Below are 18,745 nucleotides of genomic sequence, written 5' to 3' on the forward strand. Positions count from 1 at the left end.
CCATGACCGAGACATATGACGGACCGATCCTGGAAATCGAAAACCTCTCCATCAGCTTCTTCACGCGCCTGCGCGAGATTCCGGCGGTGATGGATTTCTCCTGCACGGTGATGCCGGGCGAGGCCATGGGTCTCGTCGGTGAATCCGGCTGCGGGAAATCCACCGTGGCGCTTGGGGTCATGCAGGACCTTGGCGTGAACGGGCGCATCGTGGGCGGCTCGATCAAGTTCAAGGGAAAGAACCTGAACGAGATGTCATTGCAGGAACTTGCCAAGATCCGCGGCAAGGAAATCGCGATGATCTATCAGGAGCCGATGGCCTCGCTGAACCCTGCGATGAAAATCGGCAAACAGCTGATGGAAGTGCCCATGATCCACGAGGGCGTGTCGGAAAAGGAGGCCTACAAGCGCGCCCTGGAAGTGGTCACCGATGTGCGCCTGCCGGACCCGGAACGGATGCTGGATGCCTATCCGCACCAGCTCTCTGGTGGTCAGCAGCAGCGGATTGTCATCGCGCTGGCGCTGATGGCAAACCCCTCGCTTCTGATCCTCGACGAGCCCACCACCGCGCTTGACGTGACGGTGGAGGCCGCGGTGGTCGAGATCGTCAAGGATCTGGGCAAGAAATACGGCACCTCGATGCTGTTCATCTCGCACAACCTGGGCCTGATCCTGGAAACCTGCGACCGGCTTTGCGTGATGTATTCGGGCGAAGCGGTGGAAACCGGGTCTATCAAGGACGTGTTCGACAAGATGCGCCACCCCTATACACAGGCGCTGTTCCGCTCGATCCCTCTGCCAGGGGCCGACAAGAACAGCCGCCCGCTGGTGGCCATTCCGGGCAACTTCCCCCTGCCCCATGAACGCCCGCCGGGCTGCAATTTCGGCCCCCGCTGCGACTATTTCGAGGGCGGTCGATGTGACGCCGGTGATATCAAGATGGACGGGATCGAGGGCGATGACCGACACGAGTCCCGCTGTCTGAAATTCCGGGAAATCGACTGGGAAGCGCCGATCATCGCCGGGGCCCAGACCGAAAAGGCGCAAGTGGGCGAGGTGGTGCTGAAGGTCGACAACCTCAAGAAATACTACGAGGTCGCGGCCAGTGCGCTGTTCAGCCATGGCGAGAAGAAAGTGGTGAAGGCCAACGAGACGCTCAGTTTCGAGGCCCGCGAATCCGAAACGCTCGCCATCGTGGGGGAATCGGGCTGCGGCAAGTCCACGCTCGCCAAGGTGCTGATGGGGCTGGAAACGGCCACCGACGGCCATGTGGTGCTGGACAACAAGGGCATCGAAGCGGTGCCGATTGAGGAACGCGACACCAAGACGGTGTCATCCATCCAGATGGTGTTCCAGAACCCGTTCGACACGCTGAACCCTTCAATGACCGTCGGCCGGCAGATCATCCGCGCGCTGGAGATCTTCAAGATCGGCAAGAACGAGGCCGAGCGGCGTCAGCGCATGCTGGAACTGCTGGACCTGGTGAAACTGCCCCGCGCCTTTGCCGAGCGGATGCCACGGCAGCTGTCGGGTGGCCAGAAACAGCGCGTCGGCATCGCCCGCGCCTTTGCCGGTGATGCTCAGATCGTGGTGGCGGACGAACCCGTCTCGGCGCTTGACGTGTCTGTACAGGCCGCGGTGACCGATCTGCTGATGGAGATTCAGCGCGAACAGAAAACGACGCTTCTTTTCATCAGCCACGACCTGTCCATCGTCCGCTACCTGTCGGATCGGGTGATGGTGATGTATCTGGGCCATGTGGTTGAAATCGGGACGACCGATCAGGTCTTCAGCCCGCCCTACCACCCCTATACCGAGGCCCTGCTGTCGGCTGTTCCGATTGCCGATACCTCGGTCGAAAAGGAACATATCGTTCTGGAAGGTGACATCCCCTCTGCCATGAATCCGCCGACCGGATGCCCGTTCCAGACGCGCTGCCGCTGGAAGAAGGACGTGCCGGGCGGGCTGTGTGAACGGGATGTGCCGCCGATGAAGAAACTGGCGGATGGGCACCAGATCAAGTGCCATCTGGCGGATGATGTTCTTGCCAAGATGCGGCCCGTCATCAAGATCGCTGCGGAGTAACTCCCGTCCATAGAACGACGTTGAAAGGCCCTCCTCTCGGGGGGCCTTTTCACATGAAAACTACCGTGCAGAGCGCTGCTTTTCATGGAAAAAAGGGGGCCCGAAGGCCCCCTTGAGTCTCGCTGTTCAGGCTCACTGTTTATACCGCCCGGAGTTTTCTGCCTGCGGCCTGAACCGCGTCAGGGGCGAGCGCACCCGCCCCGTGTTTCAGAACCCGCGCCGGGGCAATTGGCGCGAATCCCGATCGTGTTGCGCGGGGAAAACTCTTCGAAGAGTTTTCAGAAAGGCCCTTCGAAGGGCCTTCCCCCGCGCTTAGCTGCACCCGCTTGTCGCCCCGCAGGTGTTGCACTTCATGCAGGTGCCGTTGCGCACCAGCGTGTAGTTTCCGCAATCGCCGCAGGCCTCGCCCTCATAGCCCTGCATCTTCGCCTTGGTGCGTGCATCCATCCCAACGGTGCCAGAGGCCACGGCGGTGGTCGTCGTGGAGCTGACAGCGACGGTGTTGCGGGCCACTTCCGGCACCAGCGTTTCCAGCGTCGCCACCGGATCGCCCGCGCCATTCAGCGCCGTGATCGCCCCGGCCCCGCCTTGCAGGACCACCAGTTCCTGCGGCACCCGCTTGCGCAGATAGCCGGTCGAGGAAATCTGGCGCAGCACGTCAATCGGCGACGCCCCATGGCTGTCCGGTACTTCCTCGAAATTGCGCACGCCCTCTTCCTGGCCCCGGCCGAGGCTGTCGAAAGTCGCGCCTTCCGGCTTCACATGCGCGAGGTCCGTGCGGTCCAGGTAGGACACCGCCAGTTCGCGGAAGATGTAGTCGAGGATCGAGGTGGCGTTCTTGATCGAGTCATTGCCCTGCACCATGCCCGCCGGTTCGAACTTGGTGAAGGTGAAGGCATCGACAAACTCCTCCAGCGGCACGCCGTATTGCAGGCCCACGGACACGGCGATTGCGAAGTTGTTCATCATCGCGCGGAAGCCGGCGCCTTCCTTGTGCATGTCGATGAAGATCTCACCAAGCGAACCATCGGCATATTCGCCGGTCCGCAGATAGACCTTGTGACCGCCAACAACCGCCTTTTGGGTATAGCCCTTGCGGCGTTCCGGCATCTTCTCGCGGTGGCTGCGGATGAGTTCCTTCACCACCACCTTCTCGATGATCTTTTCGGCAAGAACCTGCGCCTTTTCAGCAGGGGTGCCGGTTTCCAGCACCTCGGCAGCTTCGTCATCATCCTCGACAAGCGCGGCTGCGAGCGGCTGGCTGAGTTTCGACCCGTCGCGATAGAGCGCATTGGCCTTCACGCCGAGCGACCAGCTGAGCTCATAGGCCTTCTGGCAATCCTCGATGGTCGCGTCATTGGGCATGTTGATCGTCTTGGAGATCGCGCCCGAGATGAAGCTCTGCGCCGCCGCCATCATCGTGATGTGGCTGTTGACGCTGAGGAAGCGCTTACCCTTCTTGCCGCAGGGATTGGCGCAGTCGAAGACGTGGTAATGCTCTTCCTTCAGATGCGGCGCGCCTTCCAGCGTCATCGTCCCGCAGACATGGTCATTCGCGGCTTCGATATCCTTCCGGGCGAAGCCGAAATGGCGCAGCATGTCGAAGGTTGGGTCATTGAGCTTCGCTGCCGGAATGCCGAGCACCTTGGTGCAGAACTCCTCGCCCAGGGTCCACTGGTTGAACACGAAGCGGATGTCGAAGGCGGACGGCAGTGCTGCCTCGATTTTCTCAATCTCTGCATCGCCAAAGCCATGGCCTCGCAACGCGGTGTGGTTGATGATGGGCGCATTGCCCAGGGTGCCGTGACCGACCGCGTGCGAGGTGATTTCCTCGATCTGCGAGGTGGAATAGCCCAGTTTTTCAAGCGCCGCAGGCACCGACTGGTTGATGATCTTGAAGTAGCCACCACCGGCCAGCTTCTTGAACTTCACAAGCGCGAAATCGGGCTCGATCCCGGTCGTGTCGCAATCCATGACCAGACCGATGGTCCCGGTCGGGGCAATCACCGACACCTGCGCGTTGCGGTAACCGTGCTTCTCACCAAGCGCCAACGCCTCGTCCCAGGCCTGTTCGGACAGGGCAATCAGCGTCTGGTCGGGGCAGCTGGCGTGATCCAGCGGGACCGGCTTCACGGCCAGGTCCTCATAGCCATCCGCAGCGCCTTGGGCCGCGCGGCGGTGGTTGCGGATCACGCGGAGCATGTGCTCACGGTTGCGCTCAAAGCCCGAGAACGGCCCAAGCTCGCCTGCAATCTCGGCCGAGGTCGCGTAGGCCACACCGGTCATGATCGCGGTCAGGGCGCCGCCCATGGCCCGGCCCTCGTCCGAGTCATAGCCGAGACCCATATTCATCAGCAGACCGCCGATATTGGCGTAGCCAAGGCCAAGGGTGCGGAAGTCGTAGCTGAGCTGCGCGATTTCCTTGGACGGGAACTGCGCCATCATCACCGAGATTTCCAGCGTCAGCGTCCACAGCCGCGTGGCGTGCATATAGCTTTCCGCGTCGAACTTGCCGTCGCTGTAAAAAGTCAGCAGGTTCATCGAGGCGAGGTTACAGGCCGTGTCATCAAGGAACATGTATTCCGAACACGGGTTCGAGCCCCGGATCGCGCCATCTTCCGGGCAGGTGTGCCAGGAATTCACGGTATCATGGAACTGGATGCCCGGATCGGCGCAGGCCCAGGCCGCGTGGCCGATCGTATCCCACAGCTCGCGCGCCTTGACCGTCTTGGACACCTTGCCATTGGTGCGGTTGATCAGGTCCCAATCGCCATCTTCGTCCACGGCCTTCAGGAAGGCATCTGTGACGCGGATGGAGTTGTTGGAGTTCTGGCCGGAAACCGAGTTATAGGCTTCCGAATCCCAATCCGTGTCATAGGTCGGGAATTCGATGCTGGTGTGACCCTGCTTCGCGTAATCCAGCACCCGCTTGATGTAAGTCTCGGGGATCGCGCATTTTTTCGCGCTACGGATGGCGGCTTTCAGGGTCTCGTTCTTGGCCGGGTCAACCGCGTCTTCCAGCTTGCCGTCCCACGCGGCGATGGCCGAGAAGATATTGTTCAGCTCGCGCTCATGCATCTTGGAACCGGCGACGATGGAGGCAACTTTCTGCTCCTCCAACACCTTCCAGTTGATGAACTCCTCGATATCGGGGTGGTCGGCATCAACGATGACCATCTTGGCCGCGCGCCGCGTGGTGCCGCCCGACTTGATCGCGCCCGCTGCCCGGTCGCCGATCTTGAGGAAGCCCATAAGGCCCGAGGACTTGCCGCCACCCGACAGCGCCTCGCCTTCGGCCCGCAGGGAGGAGAAATTGGTGCCAGTGCCGGAGCCGTATTTGAACAGACGCGCCTCACGCACCCACAGGTCCATGATGCCGCCTTCATTCACCAGATCATCGCTGACCGACTGGATGAAACAGGCATGGGGCTGCGGATGTTCGTAGGACGAGGTGGATTTGGTCAGTTTGCCGGTCTTGTGGTCCACGTAGTGGTGGCCCTGCGCGGGACCGTCGATGCCATAGGCCCAATGCAGGCCAGTGTTAAACCACTGAGGAGAGTTCGGCGCCGCCATCTGGCGGGCCAACATCAGCTGCATCTCATCGAAATAGGCGCGGGCATCTTCTTCGGTGGTGAAGTAGCCCCCTTTCCAGCCCCAGTAGCACCAGGCCCCGGCCAGACGGCGGAAGACCTGCTTGGCCGAGGTTTCCCCGCCGAACCGCTGATCCTCCGGCAGATCCGCCAGCGCGACCTCATCAGGCACATGACGCCACAGGAAGGACGGCACGCCCTTTTCCTTGACCGGTTTCAGGATCGCGGCGACCCCGGCCTTGCGGAAGTATTTCTGCGCCAGAACATCAGACGCGACCTGGCTCCAGCCGACGGGTACTTCAACGCCATCCAGCTTGAACACGGTGGTGCCATCAGGATTGCGAATCTCGGAAGATGTCAGGCTGAATTCCAGGTCCGCATAGGTGTCCTGGTCCGCTTTGGTGAAACGGCGTTCGATCTTCATGGTCTGCCTCTAGTCCCTGTGCGTGCGCGGCGTGCCAGCGTGTCCCCGCTCTTGCCGTCGTGGTTCCCTTCATGTCGGGCAGCAAGTCGACGTGCCGTGGCCCCCCAGAACCCGGTTACGGCTGCAAAGCCGTTCTGTCTTAGATGTGAAGACCATCTGCCCCTTGGTGCCTGCGGCCACTACATTTAGTGCTGCCCCGCTCGACAGCTACAAACTGACGTATCCACGCATAGGGCGTCAACGGGTTTTTTTTACTTTACCGTTACAAATATCCCTTGCATTGAGGGCAATCCACAGCCCCGCCTGCGGCCATCCGATTCACGCGTATCCTTTTGGACAGGTTTTCCGCTGACAACAGCGGCAGTTACGCGGTGAAGGGAAAGTGTCGCCTTGGATCGCGTTAGGAAACACTAATTGTGGGGGTGTCAAATCGGCCACATCTATATCTGGTGGCAGATGCGATTCCCCGCCGTCCTGCGGGCTGCAATGTCACGGTTTCCGCGAATCCCGCACCGTCGGGCTATAGCCGCCCGAGGGACACCGCGAGCCACAGGGCGGCCTGCCCGGCGCGGCCCTGTCGATAGATGCCCAATTCCCGAAAGCTGCGCAGGCGGGACACCATATCTTGTGTCCGGATACAGGTGAACCGATCCAGCAGCGCGCGGTTCTCTGGCGTCAGGCGATGCGCGGACACCGACAAAGCGCGGGCATTGCAGGCGGTCCAGACGGCCAGATCGCCCGAGGTGACCATCCTCAACCTCTTCAGCGCTGCACGCGTTCCAAGGTTCGTGCCGAAGAGGTTGTCGCCATGCTGCCGGTAAAGCACTGTGGGCTGCTCGCCGCGGATGACCTGCCCGCCTGCACCACTGATCAACTGGTAGAGCCACCAGTCATGGGTCACCGGCAGGCAATCCGCCGCCAGCGCCTCTGCCGCCGCGGCGCGGGCCAGATCCACTCCGGCCCGGTTCAGAAGCATCGTGTTGCCACCGGCGATGCTTTGCACCAGGGCATTGCGAAATCCGGGCGGGCGAGAGAACCGCGGAGACTGACGGCGATCGCTCAGATCCTCTTTGACAATCCAGGTGGCGCTGCCAAAGAGCGCCGGCACCTCTGGCGGGATTCCCGACAGCGCCTCCTGGCCCCGTTCCAGCCGGTCGGGCAACCAGACATCGTCCTGATCGGACAGGGCCGCCCAGTCAGTGCCTTCGGTCAGTCCCGCCAGCAGCGACAGGAAATTCGCGGCAACACCCCGGCCCGGCCCGGCGATCAGGGCTACGGAGCGTCCCTTTTCGTGCTGCGCGCGAGCAAAATCCGTCACCATCCGCGGCCCCATATCCTGCGATCCATCGTCGCTGACGATCAGATCCCAATCCGGCACGGTCTGATTGGCGAAACTGGTCAACTGGTCATCCAGAAAGGGGGCTCCGTCGAACAGCCCCATGAGAATCGCGGTGCGGCCCGTCCCGCCAGCCATGTTCCTGCTTTTCCGGGTTTCCATCACATCACCAGCCGTTCAAACGTCGCCGCACCTACCTGCCCTCAGGGATCACCCGGTGCAAGCCTCGTGCCGCTTTGTGTGGAGAATGGTCGGGGAGGCGAGATTCGAACTCACGGCCTTCTGTACCCAAAACAGACGCGCTACCAGGCTGCGCTACACCCCGACTGGCGCTTCCTCTACCGCGCTCTGCGCGAGGATGGAAGCCCGATTATTCGCACGGCCACACCGCAAGGGTCTGATCAATGCCGGGATGACGCATTTCCGAGCCGACGGTGATGCCAAGGGTCTCTGTCATGCCGCCATTCACCTCCAGCACATACTGGATGTCATTGCCGCCGGGAATCGGCGTGCGATCCAGCGGCACGGCGTTTTCATGAATATGCTGAACCGTACCGCTCTCATCCATGAAGATCATGTCGAGCGGAATAAGCGTGTTTTCCATCCAGAAGCTGACCCGTTGCGGCCGTTCATAGATGAACAACATCCCGGCAGCGGAAGCCATGTGTTCGCGGTGCATCAGGCCAATGCTGCGCTCTTCGGGGGTGTCCGCGATCTCAACCCGGAACCGGGCCGTCCCCCAGTCCCCCCGCAGTTCAAGGCGTCCCTCATTGCATGCGGCCGCTGCGGCCCCTGCTATGAAACTTGCCGCAATCGCCAGATGCAAGACGCGCATCCTAATCCTCCTGAACGTAGTCCCACGGGCGCACTTCACCGGCCATCTGACCGCGCGGCCCCTGCACCACCCGCAAGACCACGGCTTCGCCGGGTTGCAGATCGGCAAGGCCAAAGCGGCGCAGCACCTCGATATGCACGAACACATCGGCAGGATGCCCGAAGACATTGGCAAAGCCAAAGCCTTTCGCCTTGTCGAACCATTTGACGCGGGCCGGCACGAAGGGCGTGCCCTCCGGTATCTCGATCATCATGCCCGAAGCATCCGGGGCTTCCTCGGGATCGGGCGGATCAATGGACAGGATTTCCTGCGCCTGGATTCCGCGTTCGGTCTTTTGGACGACCACGGAAATACGGGAATGATCCGCCACCGAACCTTGCCCAAAATTGCGCAAGACATTGGCGTGCAACAGAATATCGGGACCGCCTTCATCAGAGATGATGAACCCGAATCCCTTGGCATTGTCGAACCACTTGACCGTTCCGGCCACAACAGGCGCAGCCTGTCGCTCGTCTTCCATCATGACGCCCCAACCTCAGCACGTGCAGCTAGTCTTATTGTCCCCGTAAACTAACCTGACGGTTAGTCTGGTCAGGTGCAAGGATAATAAAGTGATAAGTATCAATATGTTATCAGGCGGGTATCAATTGATCCACAGATTCTGTTAACCATTGTTAACCATCACGGCCCCTGCAAGGGGCAAGGCTTCAGGGGTTCAGGCGCGTAATCTCCCAGTTCGACGAGACATCCGGCCGTTGCCAGCGAAACCGGTCATGCAACCGGAAGGCACCGTCAGCCCAGAACTCGATCTCCAACGGGGTGATCCGATAGCCTCCCCAGAATGGCGGGCGTTCGGGATTCGGGCCATGCTGAGCCGTGATTCTGGCGACCTCGGCCATTAGTGCCCCCCGAGACGCCAGTGGCCGCGACTGCTGCGACGCCCATGCCCCGAGCCGGCTTTTGAGAGACCGGGATTTGTAATAGGCATCCGCCTGCGGCCCTTCCTCCTTGCTGACAAGACCGCGCACACGGATCTGCCGACGCAGGCTTTTCCAGTGCATCACGAAGCCCGCCTTGCCTGCCTGGCCGATCTCTTGCGCCTTGGCGGACTCGTAATTGGTGTAAAAGACAAAAGCCCCGGCCTCGATCTCCTTCAGCAACACCATGCGGGCATTGGGCAACCCGTTGGCATCGACGGTAGCCAGGGCGATGGCGTTCGGGTCGTTGGGTTCGGTCTGCTCTGCCTCTGCCAGCCAGGCTCGCGCGATGGCGAAGGGATCGTCGCCCGCAAATAGTCCGCTTCTGTCGCTCATGGCACTCTCCGCCTCAATGGGTTGCCGCCACGCTACCCGCGGACCCGATCCGCCGCAAGGCGATGCGCCTGCCGTCTTGATGCAGGCGCGACTATGCCCTAAAGGGTTGCCGATACGCGCAAAGAGCCGCCAAAGGGGAGCTGACATGGGTTTGATGACGGGCAAGCGGGGTCTCATCATGGGGCTCGCCAATGACAAATCCATCGCGTGGGGCATAGCAAAGGCCTGCGCCGATCAGGGCGCCGAACTGGCCTTTTCCTATCAGGGGGAACAGTTGCTCAAGCGGGTCTCGCCCTTGGCCGCCCAGATCGGCTGCGACACGATGCTGGAATGCGACGTGACGGATGAGGCCTCGATGGATGCGCTCTTCGCCGCGCTGGAGGCCAAATGGGGCAAGCTCGATTTCGTCGTTCACGCCATCGGCTTTTCCGACAAGTCGGAACTGCGCGGCCGCTATGTGGACACGAGCGCCGGCAATTTCGCCATGACCATGAATATCTCGGTCTATTCCTTCACCTCGGTATGCCGACGCGCTGCGGCGATCATGCCCGATGGCGGGTCGCTGCTGACGCTGACCTATTACGGCGCCGAACAGGTCATGCCGCATTACAACGTCATGGGCGTGGCCAAGGCGGCGCTGGAAGCGTCGGTGAAGTACATTGCCGAGGATCTGGGCAAGGACGGCATCCGCTGCAACGCCATTTCGGCGGGCCCGATCAAGACGCTGGCAGCCTCGGGCATCGGCGATTTCCGCTATATCATGAAGTGGAACGAGTTGAACTCGCCTTTGCGCCGTAATGTGACGCAGGAAGAGGTCGGCAAGGCCGCGCTCTACCTGCTCTCCGATCTCGGCTCTGGCACGACAGGCGAGAACCTGCATGTGGATGCGGGCTATCACGTGGTCGGCATGAAGGCAATCGATGCGCCCGACATGACCCTTGAGAAGAAGGAGGGTTGAGCGATGACCGGCGCACAGCTGCCCCATGAAAAGGGCTTCCACATCTCCTGGGACCAGATTCACCGAGACTCCCGCGCGCTGGCCTGGCGTCTCGACAAGCGCGGCCCCGGCGAAGACGGGGCCTGGCGCGCTGTGGTGGCCATCACCCGCGGCGGCATGGCCCCCGCGATGATCATTGCGCGCGAGCTGGACATCCGCACGGTCGATACAATTTCAATCAAATCCTACAATCACCAGACGCAGTCCGAACCGGTCGTGTTGAGCAAACCCGATGCGGAGCTGATGGGCGATGGCGAGGGCGTTCTCGTGATCGACGATCTGGTCGATAGCGGCAAGACGCTGGAAGTGGTGCGCGCGATGTATCCCAAGGCGCATTTTGCGACGGTCTATGCCAAGCCCAAGGGTGAACCGATGGTCGATACCTTCATCACAGGGGTCAGCCAGGACACCTGGATTTTCTTCCCCTGGGATATGGCCCTGCAATACGTGGAACCCTATCGCGGCACAGACTGAAGAATTTTCCCGAAAATTCTTCGACTTAGACTGCATAAAAATCTTCCAGAAGATTTTTCAGGCTGCTGAAAACCTTTCCTGAAAGGTTTTCTATGCACGTGCGATCAACGCCTCTGACAACAGTTCGCGCACCGCATCCCTGGGGACATCTGCCGTCACGAAGGCCTCGCCGATCTGCCGTGCGAGGATGAAGCGCAACTGACCGTCCACGACCTTTTTATCCTGTCCCATCAGCTCCAGCAGCGCCTCCGCATCGGGCAGATCGCCGGGAATGTCTGCCAGATCCTTTTTCATTCCCATGGCCGCCAGATGCTCCCGCACGCGGCTTGGCTCTTCCTGGCTGACCAGCCCGAGCCGAGAGGACAGTTCAAAGGCCAAGGCGCAGCCAATGGCCACGCCCTCCCCGTGCAACAGCCGGTCGGAATAGCCCGTGGCCGCCTCCAGCGCGTGGCAGAACGTGTGGCCGAGATTGAGCAGCGCGCGGTCCCCCTGCTCCGTCTCGTCCCGTTCCACGATATCGGCCTTCATCTGGACAGAACGGCGCACCGCCTCCAGCCGCAAATCATCCTCGCCTGCCGCCATCGCGGGGCCATGCCGTTCCAGCCACTCAAAGAAACCGGCATCCCCGAGCAGCCCGTATTTCTGCACCTCGCCATAGCCCGCCAGGAAGTCGCGCGGGGTCAGCGTCCCCAGAACCGAGATATCGGCCAGAACCAGCGAGGGCTGATGAAAGGCCCCAATGAGGTTCTTGCCATGTGCCGAATTGATCCCTGTCTTGCCGCCCACAGAACTGTCCACCTGCGCCAGCAGGCTCGTCGGGATCTGCACGAAGCGAACCCCGCGCCGCAGAACGGCGGCGGCAAACCCTGCAAGGTCTCCTATGACGCCGCCCCCGAAGGCCACCACGATATCCTTGCGCTCAACCCGCTCTGCCAGCAGCCATTCCACCGTGCGGGTAAATTCCGGCCAGCCCTTGGTGGCCTCTCCGGGGGGCAGCACCAGCGCCTCCATCCCGATACCCTCAGCCGCAAGCCCGGTGCGAAGCGTCTCCAGATGAAGGCCCGCCACGCGCTCCTCCGTCACCACAAATACACGCGGGCGGTTCAGCAATGGCGCAATCTCGGCCCCCGCGCGGGCCAGCAGGCCCGGCCCGATGCGGACATCATAGGCCCTCTCGCCAAGCGGCACGTGAACGGTGGCAAGGGTCATGTCCGGGTCTCCAAGATACCCGCCTCCGTCAGTGTCTTGAGCACCGAGGCGGTGGTCTGTTCAATCGACCACTCCGGTCGCGTCTCAACAGTGAACTCGGCCTGTTCATAAGCCGGGGTGCGCGCCTCCAGCAACTGGGCCAATGTCGCACGGGGGTTCGCGGTGCGCAGCAGGGGCCGGGTGCTTTTGTGTTTCACGCGGGTCCACAGCAGGTCGAGATCGGCTTTCAACCAAACCACGGCGGCCCTTTCGGCCATAAAGGCGCGGTTTTCCGGCGACAGCCAAGCGCCGCCGCCTGTCGATAGCACGCAAGGCGGCCCGTCCAGCAGTCGCGCGATCACCTGGCTTTCCTTATCGCGGAAGAACGGCTCGCCGTAGCGGTCGAAAATCTCGGCAATCGTCAGCTTCGACGCCGCCTCGATCTCCGCATCCGAATCCTCGAAGGGAACCCCCAAATGCGCCGACAAAGCCTTGCCGATGGCGGTCTTTCCGGCCCCCATCATGCCAACCAGCACCACCGTCCGGGTCAGTTTCGCCTGATTATCTGGCGTGGTTTCGCCCATCTTCAAAAAAATCGTCCCCCTACTGGCGAAATTCCCTCGCAAGTGGCTTATAATGAAAAGATAGCGGCGGCAAACGCCGAAAATACCGGCAGGCTGGGGTCTCATGATTGGGCGCATTTTCAAGGTTTTCTTTTTTCTCGCGCTGCTCGGGGTGATCGGGCTCGTGGGTTATGCCTATTCCGGGTTGATGCAGCCTCAGACGCGCGAAATCACACGGCCGGTGGATCTGGATGTGGACTAGGGCGGCGCTGATCGCGGCGGCATTGGCAGGCCCGGCCGCCGCACAGGAGGCGGTGGAGCAAACCGCCCCGCCGGAATGGCTGTCGGAAACGCTGCTCAGCCCGCATGGCAACATCGCCACATCCGCGACACCGGCAGAAATCACAGTCATGCCGATTGGCGCGGTCAATCTCGATGCGGTCGGGCTGCTTTCTCCGAATCAGACCGGGTTGCCAGCAGACCTCTGGGCCGGGTCCGAGTCCGCGACACTGGCCAACCTCTTCCGCGCGCAGACCGATCTGGCGCTGCCCTCGATCCAGCGCTTCACCACCATGCTGGCCCTGGCCGAACTGAACCCGCCCCCCGACAGCACGGCCGAGGCAGAGCTGTTTCTCGCCCGTCTCGACATGCTGCTGTCACGGGGCGCCATCGACGCCGCCCGCGCGATGATGGAGCGCGCGGGACCAAGCGCGCCGCAGGTTTTCCGCCGCTGGTTCGACGTGACCCTGCTGACCGACCAGCCCGATCGCGCCTGCGCCACCATGCGTGCCAACCCCGATATCGCGCCGTCCTTTCCGGCGCGCATTTTTTGCCTTGCCCGCAATGGCGACTGGTCCGCCGCGGCGCTGACCCTTGGCACCGGCGAGGCACTCGGCTTTATCGACGAGGCCGAGGGCGAATTGATCGCCCGTTTCCTCGACCCGGAGCTCTTCGAAGGCGAGCCTCCCCTGCCGCTCGATCTCTCACCCTCGCCCCTGCATTACGTGATGCGGGTGGCCATCGGCGAACGCCCCGGTGCCGGTCAACTCCCCCTGCCCTTTGCCCATGCGGACATGGCCGACGTGGCCGGCTGGCGAGCGCAGCTTGACGCCGCTGAACGGCTGGCCCGGGCGGGGGCGATCACCCCCGATCAATGGCAGCTGATCGCCACCAGCCGCGTGCCGTCGGCCTCTGGCGGGGTCTGGGACCGGATCGACGCCTTGCAGGAATTCGACGTGGCCCTTCTGGCGCAAGATCCCGCCTTGGTGGCCGAAACGCTACCCGATGCCTGGGCGGCCATGCAGGAGGCGCATCTGGAAGTGCCCTTTGCCGAGCTTTATGCCCAAAGGCTGCTACGTCTGCCCCTGACCGGCGACCCCGCGATGCTGGCCCGCCGGGTGGCGCTATTGTCGGGCGAATATGAATCCGTCGCGCAGCTTGCCGTGCCGCAGTCTCCCGAGGAACGGTTCCTCTTTGCCGTGGCGCGCGGCCAGACCGCCCCGCCTGCGCCGGCAGGCGGCCTGCCCCGCGCCATCGCAGCTGTCTTTTCCACGACCGCCATGCCGGACCGCTACGCGCGGCTCTATTCTGAGGGCCGGATCGGCGAGGCCATGCTGCGTGCCGCGCTGGTGCTTGGAGACGGGTCGGGCGATTTCGACGACATGCAGGATGCCCTGTCACTGTTCCGGGCCCTGGGATTGGAAACCGTGGCTAGGCGCACGGCGCTTGAATTGCTGATCCTGGAACGTCGGGGATGACCGCCGCCTGGATTTCCCCGTTTCTGGAGGCGCAGGCGGCTGAGCTGAACGCGGCCGAAAACACCCTGCTGGCCTATGGGCGCGACCTGAGGGATGCCTGCGACTGGCTGGCCGCGCGCGGGATTGGCTTTGACATTGCCACGCGGGCCGATCTGGAGGCCTATCTGATCGCGCTCGACGCCGAGGGACTGGCCCGATCCACCCGCGCACGGCGGCTGTCGTCGATCAAGCAGCTCTATCGCTTTGCCTATGAGGACGGGTTGCGCACCGACAACCCGGCGCTTCAGATCAAGGGACCGGGGCGCGACAAGGCACTGCCCAAGACCCTGACGATGGAAGAAGTCGATCGCCTGCTTGCCGCCGCTGAAACCCATGGCCGCAGCGCGGGGGACCGGCTGCGCAACACCTGCCTGATGCAACTGCTTTACGCCACTGGCATGCGCGTCAGCGAGTTGGTCGGCCTGCCCGTTTCCGCTGCGCGGGGCGATCCGCAGCTGCTGCTGATCCGGGGCAAGGGCGGCAAGGAACGGATGGTGCCGCTGTCCCCCCCCGCGCGCGCGGCGCTGGCCGCGTGGCTGGTCCATCGCGATGAGGCCGAGGACATGGCGCGGATCGAAAAGGGGACCCCACCCTCCCGCTTTCTCTTTCCCTCACGTGGCAAGGCCGGGCACCTGACGCGCGTCAGGTTCTTTACGCTTATCAAGGAGTTGGCCGTAGCGGGCGGGGTCTCTCCCGATTCTGTCACCCCTCATACGCTGCGCCATGCCTTCGCCACCCATCTGTTGCAGAACGGGGCTGATCTGCGGGCCATCCAGACGCTTCTGGGCCATGCCGACATCGCCACGACCGAGATCTACACGCATGTGCTGGACGAACGGCTGAAGGCGCTGGTGCTGGAAAAACACCCCTTGGCAAAATCCTGATTTCCCACGGGTTTCGCCCCGAACTGGCCCCATTTTGCCGCTAGACACGCTGCAAAAGGCGAAGAGCACAGATGCAGGTACAGCTTTCCGATATCCGGGACACCCACTGGGACGCGATCGTGATCGGCACGGGCGTTGGCGGCGGTGTTGCGGGCCGCGCGCTGGCAGAGGCCGGGATGAAGGTGCTGTTTCTGGAGAAGGGACGCGCCGGTTTCCGGACGGAAGAAACCGCGCTGAACCTCGATATGCCCGATCCGGTCGCCCGCGCGATCCGTGGCTTCTGGCCCGATCCGATCTCGGTCACTCTTGACGGGCGCCCGCAGGAGCTTTTCGCCCCTATTGGCGCAGGCCCCGGCGGCTCTTCGGTCTTCTATGCGGCCACGCTGGAACGTCCCGAACCACATGATCTGGACGACCTGCCAGACCGTCCTCACCCCACCGGCGGCTGGCCCGTGGGGTTCGCCGCCATGCGGCCATGGTTCGACGCCGCCCAAACCATGTTCCACATTCATGGGGAGCCCGACCCGCTATCCTCTGTGCCAAGCCCCGCCGTTGCCGCCCCCCACCCGAGCGCCCCCGGCGATGCGATGATCATGGACCGGCTGCGCGGCAATGGCCTGCACCCGTACCGGCTGCACACGGCGGTCAAGCGGCTGGACGGGTGCCGTGACTGCCTTGGCCACAAATGCCCCCGCGCCTGCAAGATGGATGGGCGCTCTGCGGGGCTGGAACCGGCATTGGTGACCGGACAGGCCGTGCTGCTGACGGGGTGTGCGGTGACACGGTTTGTTCGAAACGCCGACAATTCGGTAAGCGTCGAAGCGTGCCTTGATGGACAGGTTGAATCGCTCAATGCCCGCCATATCGTGCTGGCTGCGGGGGCCCTGTCGTCGCCGCGCCTGTTGCTTGCGTCACGCTCGGAGCGGGACCCTAAGGGACTGGGAAACAGCGCCGACCTGGTCGGACGCAATCTGATGTTCCACCTGAATGAAATCTTCGCGCTCTGGCCCGGTAAATCTGCGGGTTTCGCAGGGCCATCCAAGTCCGTGGGCTTCCGCGATCACTATTTTGCCGAGGGCCAGCGGCTTGGCATGGTGCAGGCCATGGGCATCGACGTGGGCTATGGCGAGATCGTGCATCATCTGCGCGGGCGCGTCGCCCGATCTTGGCTGCGGCATATGCCCGGCGCGATGGACCTGACACGCATTCCAGCTGCGATCGGGGCCAAGGTTATGGGCACCGCCAAGGTCTTCGTCGGCCTGCTGGAGGATCTACCCTATGCCGAAAATCGTGTGGTTCTGGATGCAGGCAATCCCGGCCGGATCACGCTGGAATATCGCGTGTCGGAGGAACTTCTGGCGCGGCGCAAGCTGTTCCGGCGGCTGATCCGAAACTCATTCAAAGGCACCCGCACCGCCTTTCTAACACATGAGCCGGAACCGAATTTTGGACATCCCTGCGGGACGTTACGGATGGGCGTTGATGTTGGTGAATCGGTGGTAAACGCCGAGTGCCGCGTCCATGATGTGCCCAATCTCTGGGTCACAGATGCCTCGGTCTTCCCGACATCCATGGGCGTCAACCCAAGCCTGACCATCGCCGCGAATGCGCTGCGCGTGGCCGACAGGATAAAGGACAGCAAATGACCGATCTGACCGAAGGCATTGCGGTAGTGACAGGGGCTGGCGGCGGGCTTGGCCGGGCGCTGGCGGTGGAGCTTTCGCAACACATGACAGTGGTTGGCCTTGGCCGCGACGCGACCGCGTTGGAGGGCACCGCGCAATTGTCCTCTGAGGGCAGGTTTCACGGCATCGAAGCGGATGTATCCTGCTTCAACTCCACCTCGCAGGCATTTGAAAAAACGAGAATACATGGGGCCATAACGCTTCTTATCAACAACGCGGCCCAATACCCGCGCCGGGACTTCACCGAGGAAACCGCCGAGAGCTTCATGGAGGTTGTCGCCACAAACCTGGGTGGCACCGTCGCCTGCACCCGAGCAGCACTGAACGACATGCTGGACACTGGATTTGGCCGCATAATGAACGTGGCGACCTTCGCCGATATCGCGCCGCTGCCTGCCTCCTCCGCCTATTCGGTGTCGAAGGGGGCCGCACGGATCTTCACCCGCGCGCTCATCGCCGATATCGGCGACCGTTTTCCGGGGATCGTGGTCAATGACTGGATGCCGGGCATGCTGGCCACGAAGATGGGCATTCCCGACGGGCTGGAACCGGAACAGGCGGCGAAATGGGGGGCGCAACTGGCGCTGTGGCATGATCCCAGCCTGACCGGCACCACATGGGAGATGGACCGCGAAATCCCGCCGCCGCGATCCCTGAAACGCCGCATCGCCGACCGGGTTCTCATGAAACCCCGCGTTGCCGCGCGCCGTTTGGGTTAACGCATCCGCCAGGACCGCCACAGATGCCCCGGCAGGTCGCGGAACGCCGCGCCATAGCGGGCCGCCATCCGGCGCGGGCTGCCAAGCAATCGCCACAGCCATTCCAGCGCCAACCGCCGCACCCATGCAGGCGCGCGGGTTTGCTGGCCCGACAGAAAATCCAGCCCCGCCCCGATGGAGGCAAAGCCGATCTCCGGCGCGATCTGACGGCCTCGGGCAGCGAGGATTTCCTGCTTGGGGGCGCCAAGTGCCAGAAAACACAGGCGAACGCCCACCTCACTCAATCCGCGCAATATCTCATCCGCCGCCGGGCCAGCAGGATCGAACCCCATCGGCGGGGCCACCTTTGCCACGACCCGCAGCCCCGGCACCTGCGCCTCCAAAGCCTTTGCCGCCCCCGCGAGGCTTTCATCCGTGCTGCCCACCAGCCCGAGCGGCACGTCCATCTCGGCAGCGATCCGGCAGATCGGCAGGATCATGTCCGACCCCGGCAACAGCGCCACCGGCTGCCCCGCAAGGCGCGAACACCAGACGATCGGATTGCCATCGGCGGTGACCAGATCCTGCGCGTCATACGCGGCGCGAAACGGCCCCGGATGGCGCAGCTTGGTCAGGTGATCGAGGTTCAGCGTCGCCAGCGCAAAGCCCTCACCCACCGCAAACCGGGTTCTCAATTCACGCTCCAGCGCGGGCCAGCCGTCGATAGTGACGGTCACGTCGTGATCACCAGCCCGGAATTTCATCGCTGCCCTCTGCCTTTGCACCACTTTGCCCGAAACGCCGCTTGCACAAAAGAGCACCCGGCAGGACAAACTGTTGCCATGCTTTTGAGGTCAAAGTGACGTCAAGACAAGAAG

General features: G+C 62.7%; 16 protein-coding genes and 1 tRNA gene. 8 read left to right on the forward strand and 9 right to left on the reverse strand.

What is annotated here, in order from left to right:
- Positions 1-2: 2 nt before the first annotated feature.
- The gene (locus BKY26_RS08445) at positions 3-2,084 is read left to right on the forward strand and encodes a dipeptide ABC transporter ATP-binding protein (RefSeq protein ID WP_071689958.1); all 2,082 of its coding nucleotides are present in this window, start codon (positions 3-5) and stop codon (positions 2,082-2,084) included.
- Between the two features lie 312 nt (positions 2,085-2,396).
- Here BKY26_RS08445 and BKY26_RS08450 read toward each other — a convergent pair whose 3' ends face one another.
- The 6 genes from BKY26_RS08450 to pdxH form a co-directional block, all read right to left on the reverse strand.
- Positions 2,397-6,098 (reverse strand): vitamin B12-dependent ribonucleotide reductase, encoded by a 3,702-nt coding sequence (locus BKY26_RS08450; RefSeq protein WP_071689959.1) that lies wholly within the window; start codon positions 6,096-6,098, stop codon positions 2,397-2,399.
- Between the two features lie 520 nt (positions 6,099-6,618).
- On the reverse strand, positions 6,619-7,572 hold the full coding sequence (locus BKY26_RS08455) for a glycosyltransferase (RefSeq protein ID WP_071689960.1): 954 nt from the start codon (positions 7,570-7,572) through the stop codon (positions 6,619-6,621).
- 110 nt (positions 7,573-7,682) lie between these two features.
- Positions 7,683-7,759, reverse strand: a tRNA-Pro gene (locus BKY26_RS08460).
- A gap of 45 nt (positions 7,760-7,804) precedes the next feature.
- Positions 7,805-8,269, reverse strand: coding sequence for a DUF192 domain-containing protein (locus BKY26_RS08465; RefSeq protein WP_071689961.1), 465 nt, complete (start codon positions 8,267-8,269; stop codon positions 7,805-7,807).
- A gap of 1 nt (position 8,270) precedes the next feature.
- The gene (locus tag BKY26_RS08470) at positions 8,271-8,789 is read right to left on the reverse strand and encodes a cold-shock protein (RefSeq protein WP_071689989.1); all 519 of its coding nucleotides are present in this window, start codon (positions 8,787-8,789) and stop codon (positions 8,271-8,273) included.
- A gap of 187 nt (positions 8,790-8,976) precedes the next feature.
- The gene (gene pdxH, locus BKY26_RS08475) at positions 8,977-9,582 is read right to left on the reverse strand and encodes a pyridoxamine 5'-phosphate oxidase (protein ID WP_071689962.1); all 606 of its coding nucleotides are present in this window, start codon (positions 9,580-9,582) and stop codon (positions 8,977-8,979) included.
- A gap of 145 nt (positions 9,583-9,727) precedes the next feature.
- Here pdxH and fabI point away from each other — a divergent pair, with 145 nt between their 5' ends.
- Entirely contained in the window at positions 9,728-10,540 is an 813-nt protein-coding gene (gene fabI, locus BKY26_RS08480; protein ID WP_071689963.1) for an enoyl-ACP reductase FabI, read from the forward strand.
- 3 nt (positions 10,541-10,543) lie between these two features.
- Entirely contained in the window at positions 10,544-11,053 is a 510-nt protein-coding gene (gene gpt, locus BKY26_RS08485) for a xanthine phosphoribosyltransferase (protein ID WP_071689964.1), read from the forward strand.
- Positions 11,054-11,143: 90 nt separating this feature from the next.
- On the opposite strand, the gene aroB is transcribed toward gpt, so the two are convergent.
- Both aroB and BKY26_RS08495 read right to left on the reverse strand, forming a co-directional pair.
- A complete protein-coding gene (gene aroB, locus BKY26_RS08490) occupies positions 11,144-12,262 on the reverse strand; it encodes a 3-dehydroquinate synthase (RefSeq protein WP_071689965.1) in 1,119 nt (372 codons plus the stop codon).
- Positions 12,259-12,825 carry a shikimate kinase gene (locus tag BKY26_RS08495; RefSeq protein WP_071689966.1) on the reverse strand — a complete coding sequence of 189 codons (567 nt, stop codon included), beginning with the start codon at positions 12,823-12,825 and terminating at the stop codon, positions 12,259-12,261. Before BKY26_RS08495 ends, aroB begins: the two co-directional genes overlap by 4 nt.
- A 103-nt stretch (positions 12,826-12,928) precedes the next feature.
- Here BKY26_RS08495 and BKY26_RS20215 point away from each other — a divergent pair, with 103 nt between their 5' ends.
- From BKY26_RS20215 to BKY26_RS08515, 5 genes are all read left to right on the forward strand, one after another.
- The gene (locus tag BKY26_RS20215; RefSeq protein WP_158514318.1) at positions 12,929-13,066 is read left to right on the forward strand and encodes a hypothetical protein; all 138 of its coding nucleotides are present in this window, start codon (positions 12,929-12,931) and stop codon (positions 13,064-13,066) included.
- Positions 13,056-14,561: a hypothetical protein gene (locus tag BKY26_RS08500; protein ID WP_071689967.1), complete on the forward strand. Its 1,506-nt coding sequence runs from the start codon at positions 13,056-13,058 to the stop codon at positions 14,559-14,561. Before BKY26_RS20215 ends, BKY26_RS08500 begins: the two co-directional genes overlap by 11 nt.
- On the forward strand, positions 14,558-15,484 hold the full coding sequence (locus tag BKY26_RS08505; protein ID WP_071689968.1) for a site-specific tyrosine recombinase XerD: 927 nt from the start codon (positions 14,558-14,560) through the stop codon (positions 15,482-15,484). Before BKY26_RS08500 ends, BKY26_RS08505 begins: the two co-directional genes overlap by 4 nt.
- Before the next feature lie 71 nt (positions 15,485-15,555).
- On the forward strand, positions 15,556-17,130 hold the full coding sequence (locus tag BKY26_RS08510; protein WP_071689969.1) for a GMC oxidoreductase: 1,575 nt from the start codon (positions 15,556-15,558) through the stop codon (positions 17,128-17,130).
- The gene (locus BKY26_RS08515) at positions 17,127-17,888 is read left to right on the forward strand and encodes an SDR family NAD(P)-dependent oxidoreductase (RefSeq protein ID WP_071689970.1); all 762 of its coding nucleotides are present in this window, start codon (positions 17,127-17,129) and stop codon (positions 17,886-17,888) included. Before BKY26_RS08510 ends, BKY26_RS08515 begins: the two co-directional genes overlap by 4 nt.
- On the opposite strand, the gene BKY26_RS08520 is transcribed toward BKY26_RS08515, so the two are convergent.
- The gene (locus BKY26_RS08520) at positions 17,885-18,631 is read right to left on the reverse strand and encodes a WecB/TagA/CpsF family glycosyltransferase (RefSeq protein ID WP_071689971.1); all 747 of its coding nucleotides are present in this window, start codon (positions 18,629-18,631) and stop codon (positions 17,885-17,887) included. The genes BKY26_RS08515 and BKY26_RS08520 overlap by 4 nt on opposite strands.
- Positions 18,632-18,745: the final 114 nt, after the last annotated feature.

Origin of the sequence: Nioella sediminis, from assembly GCF_001879695.1 — a bacterium.
Taxonomy (GTDB): domain Bacteria; phylum Pseudomonadota; class Alphaproteobacteria; order Rhodobacterales; family Rhodobacteraceae; genus Nioella; species Nioella sediminis.

Coding starts and splice junctions, on each gene's coding strand:
- aroB (WP_071689965.1), bottom strand. CDS start 12,262: ATGACCCTTGCCACCGTTCACGTGCCGCTTGGCGAGAGGGCCTATGAT.
- pdxH (WP_071689962.1), bottom strand. CDS start 9,582: ATGAGCGACAGAAGCGGACTATTTGCGGGCGACGATCCCTTCGCCATC.
- BKY26_RS08465 (WP_071689961.1), bottom strand. CDS start 8,269: ATGCGCGTCTTGCATCTGGCGATTGCGGCAAGTTTCATAGCAGGGGCC.
- fabI (WP_071689963.1), top strand. CDS start 9,728: ATGGGTTTGATGACGGGCAAGCGGGGTCTCATCATGGGGCTCGCCAAT.
- BKY26_RS08510 (WP_071689969.1), top strand. CDS start 15,556: ATGCAGGTACAGCTTTCCGATATCCGGGACACCCACTGGGACGCGATC.
- BKY26_RS08500 (WP_071689967.1), top strand. CDS start 13,056: ATGTGGACTAGGGCGGCGCTGATCGCGGCGGCATTGGCAGGCCCGGCC.
- BKY26_RS08515 (WP_071689970.1), top strand. CDS start 17,127: ATGACCGATCTGACCGAAGGCATTGCGGTAGTGACAGGGGCTGGCGGC.
- BKY26_RS08520 (WP_071689971.1), bottom strand. CDS start 18,631: ATGAAATTCCGGGCTGGTGATCACGACGTGACCGTCACTATCGACGGC.
- BKY26_RS08495 (WP_071689966.1), bottom strand. CDS start 12,825: ATGGGCGAAACCACGCCAGATAATCAGGCGAAACTGACCCGGACGGTG.
- BKY26_RS08505 (WP_071689968.1), top strand. CDS start 14,558: ATGACCGCCGCCTGGATTTCCCCGTTTCTGGAGGCGCAGGCGGCTGAG.
- BKY26_RS08455 (WP_071689960.1), bottom strand. CDS start 7,572: ATGGCTGGCGGGACGGGCCGCACCGCGATTCTCATGGGGCTGTTCGAC.
- gpt (WP_071689964.1), top strand. CDS start 10,544: ATGACCGGCGCACAGCTGCCCCATGAAAAGGGCTTCCACATCTCCTGG.
- BKY26_RS08450 (WP_071689959.1), bottom strand. CDS start 6,098: ATGAAGATCGAACGCCGTTTCACCAAAGCGGACCAGGACACCTATGCG.
- BKY26_RS08445 (WP_071689958.1), top strand. CDS start 3: ATGACCGAGACATATGACGGACCGATCCTGGAAATCGAAAACCTCTCC.
- BKY26_RS20215 (WP_158514318.1), top strand. CDS start 12,929: ATGATTGGGCGCATTTTCAAGGTTTTCTTTTTTCTCGCGCTGCTCGGG.
- BKY26_RS08470 (WP_071689989.1), bottom strand. CDS start 8,789: ATGGAAGACGAGCGACAGGCTGCGCCTGTTGTGGCCGGAACGGTCAAG.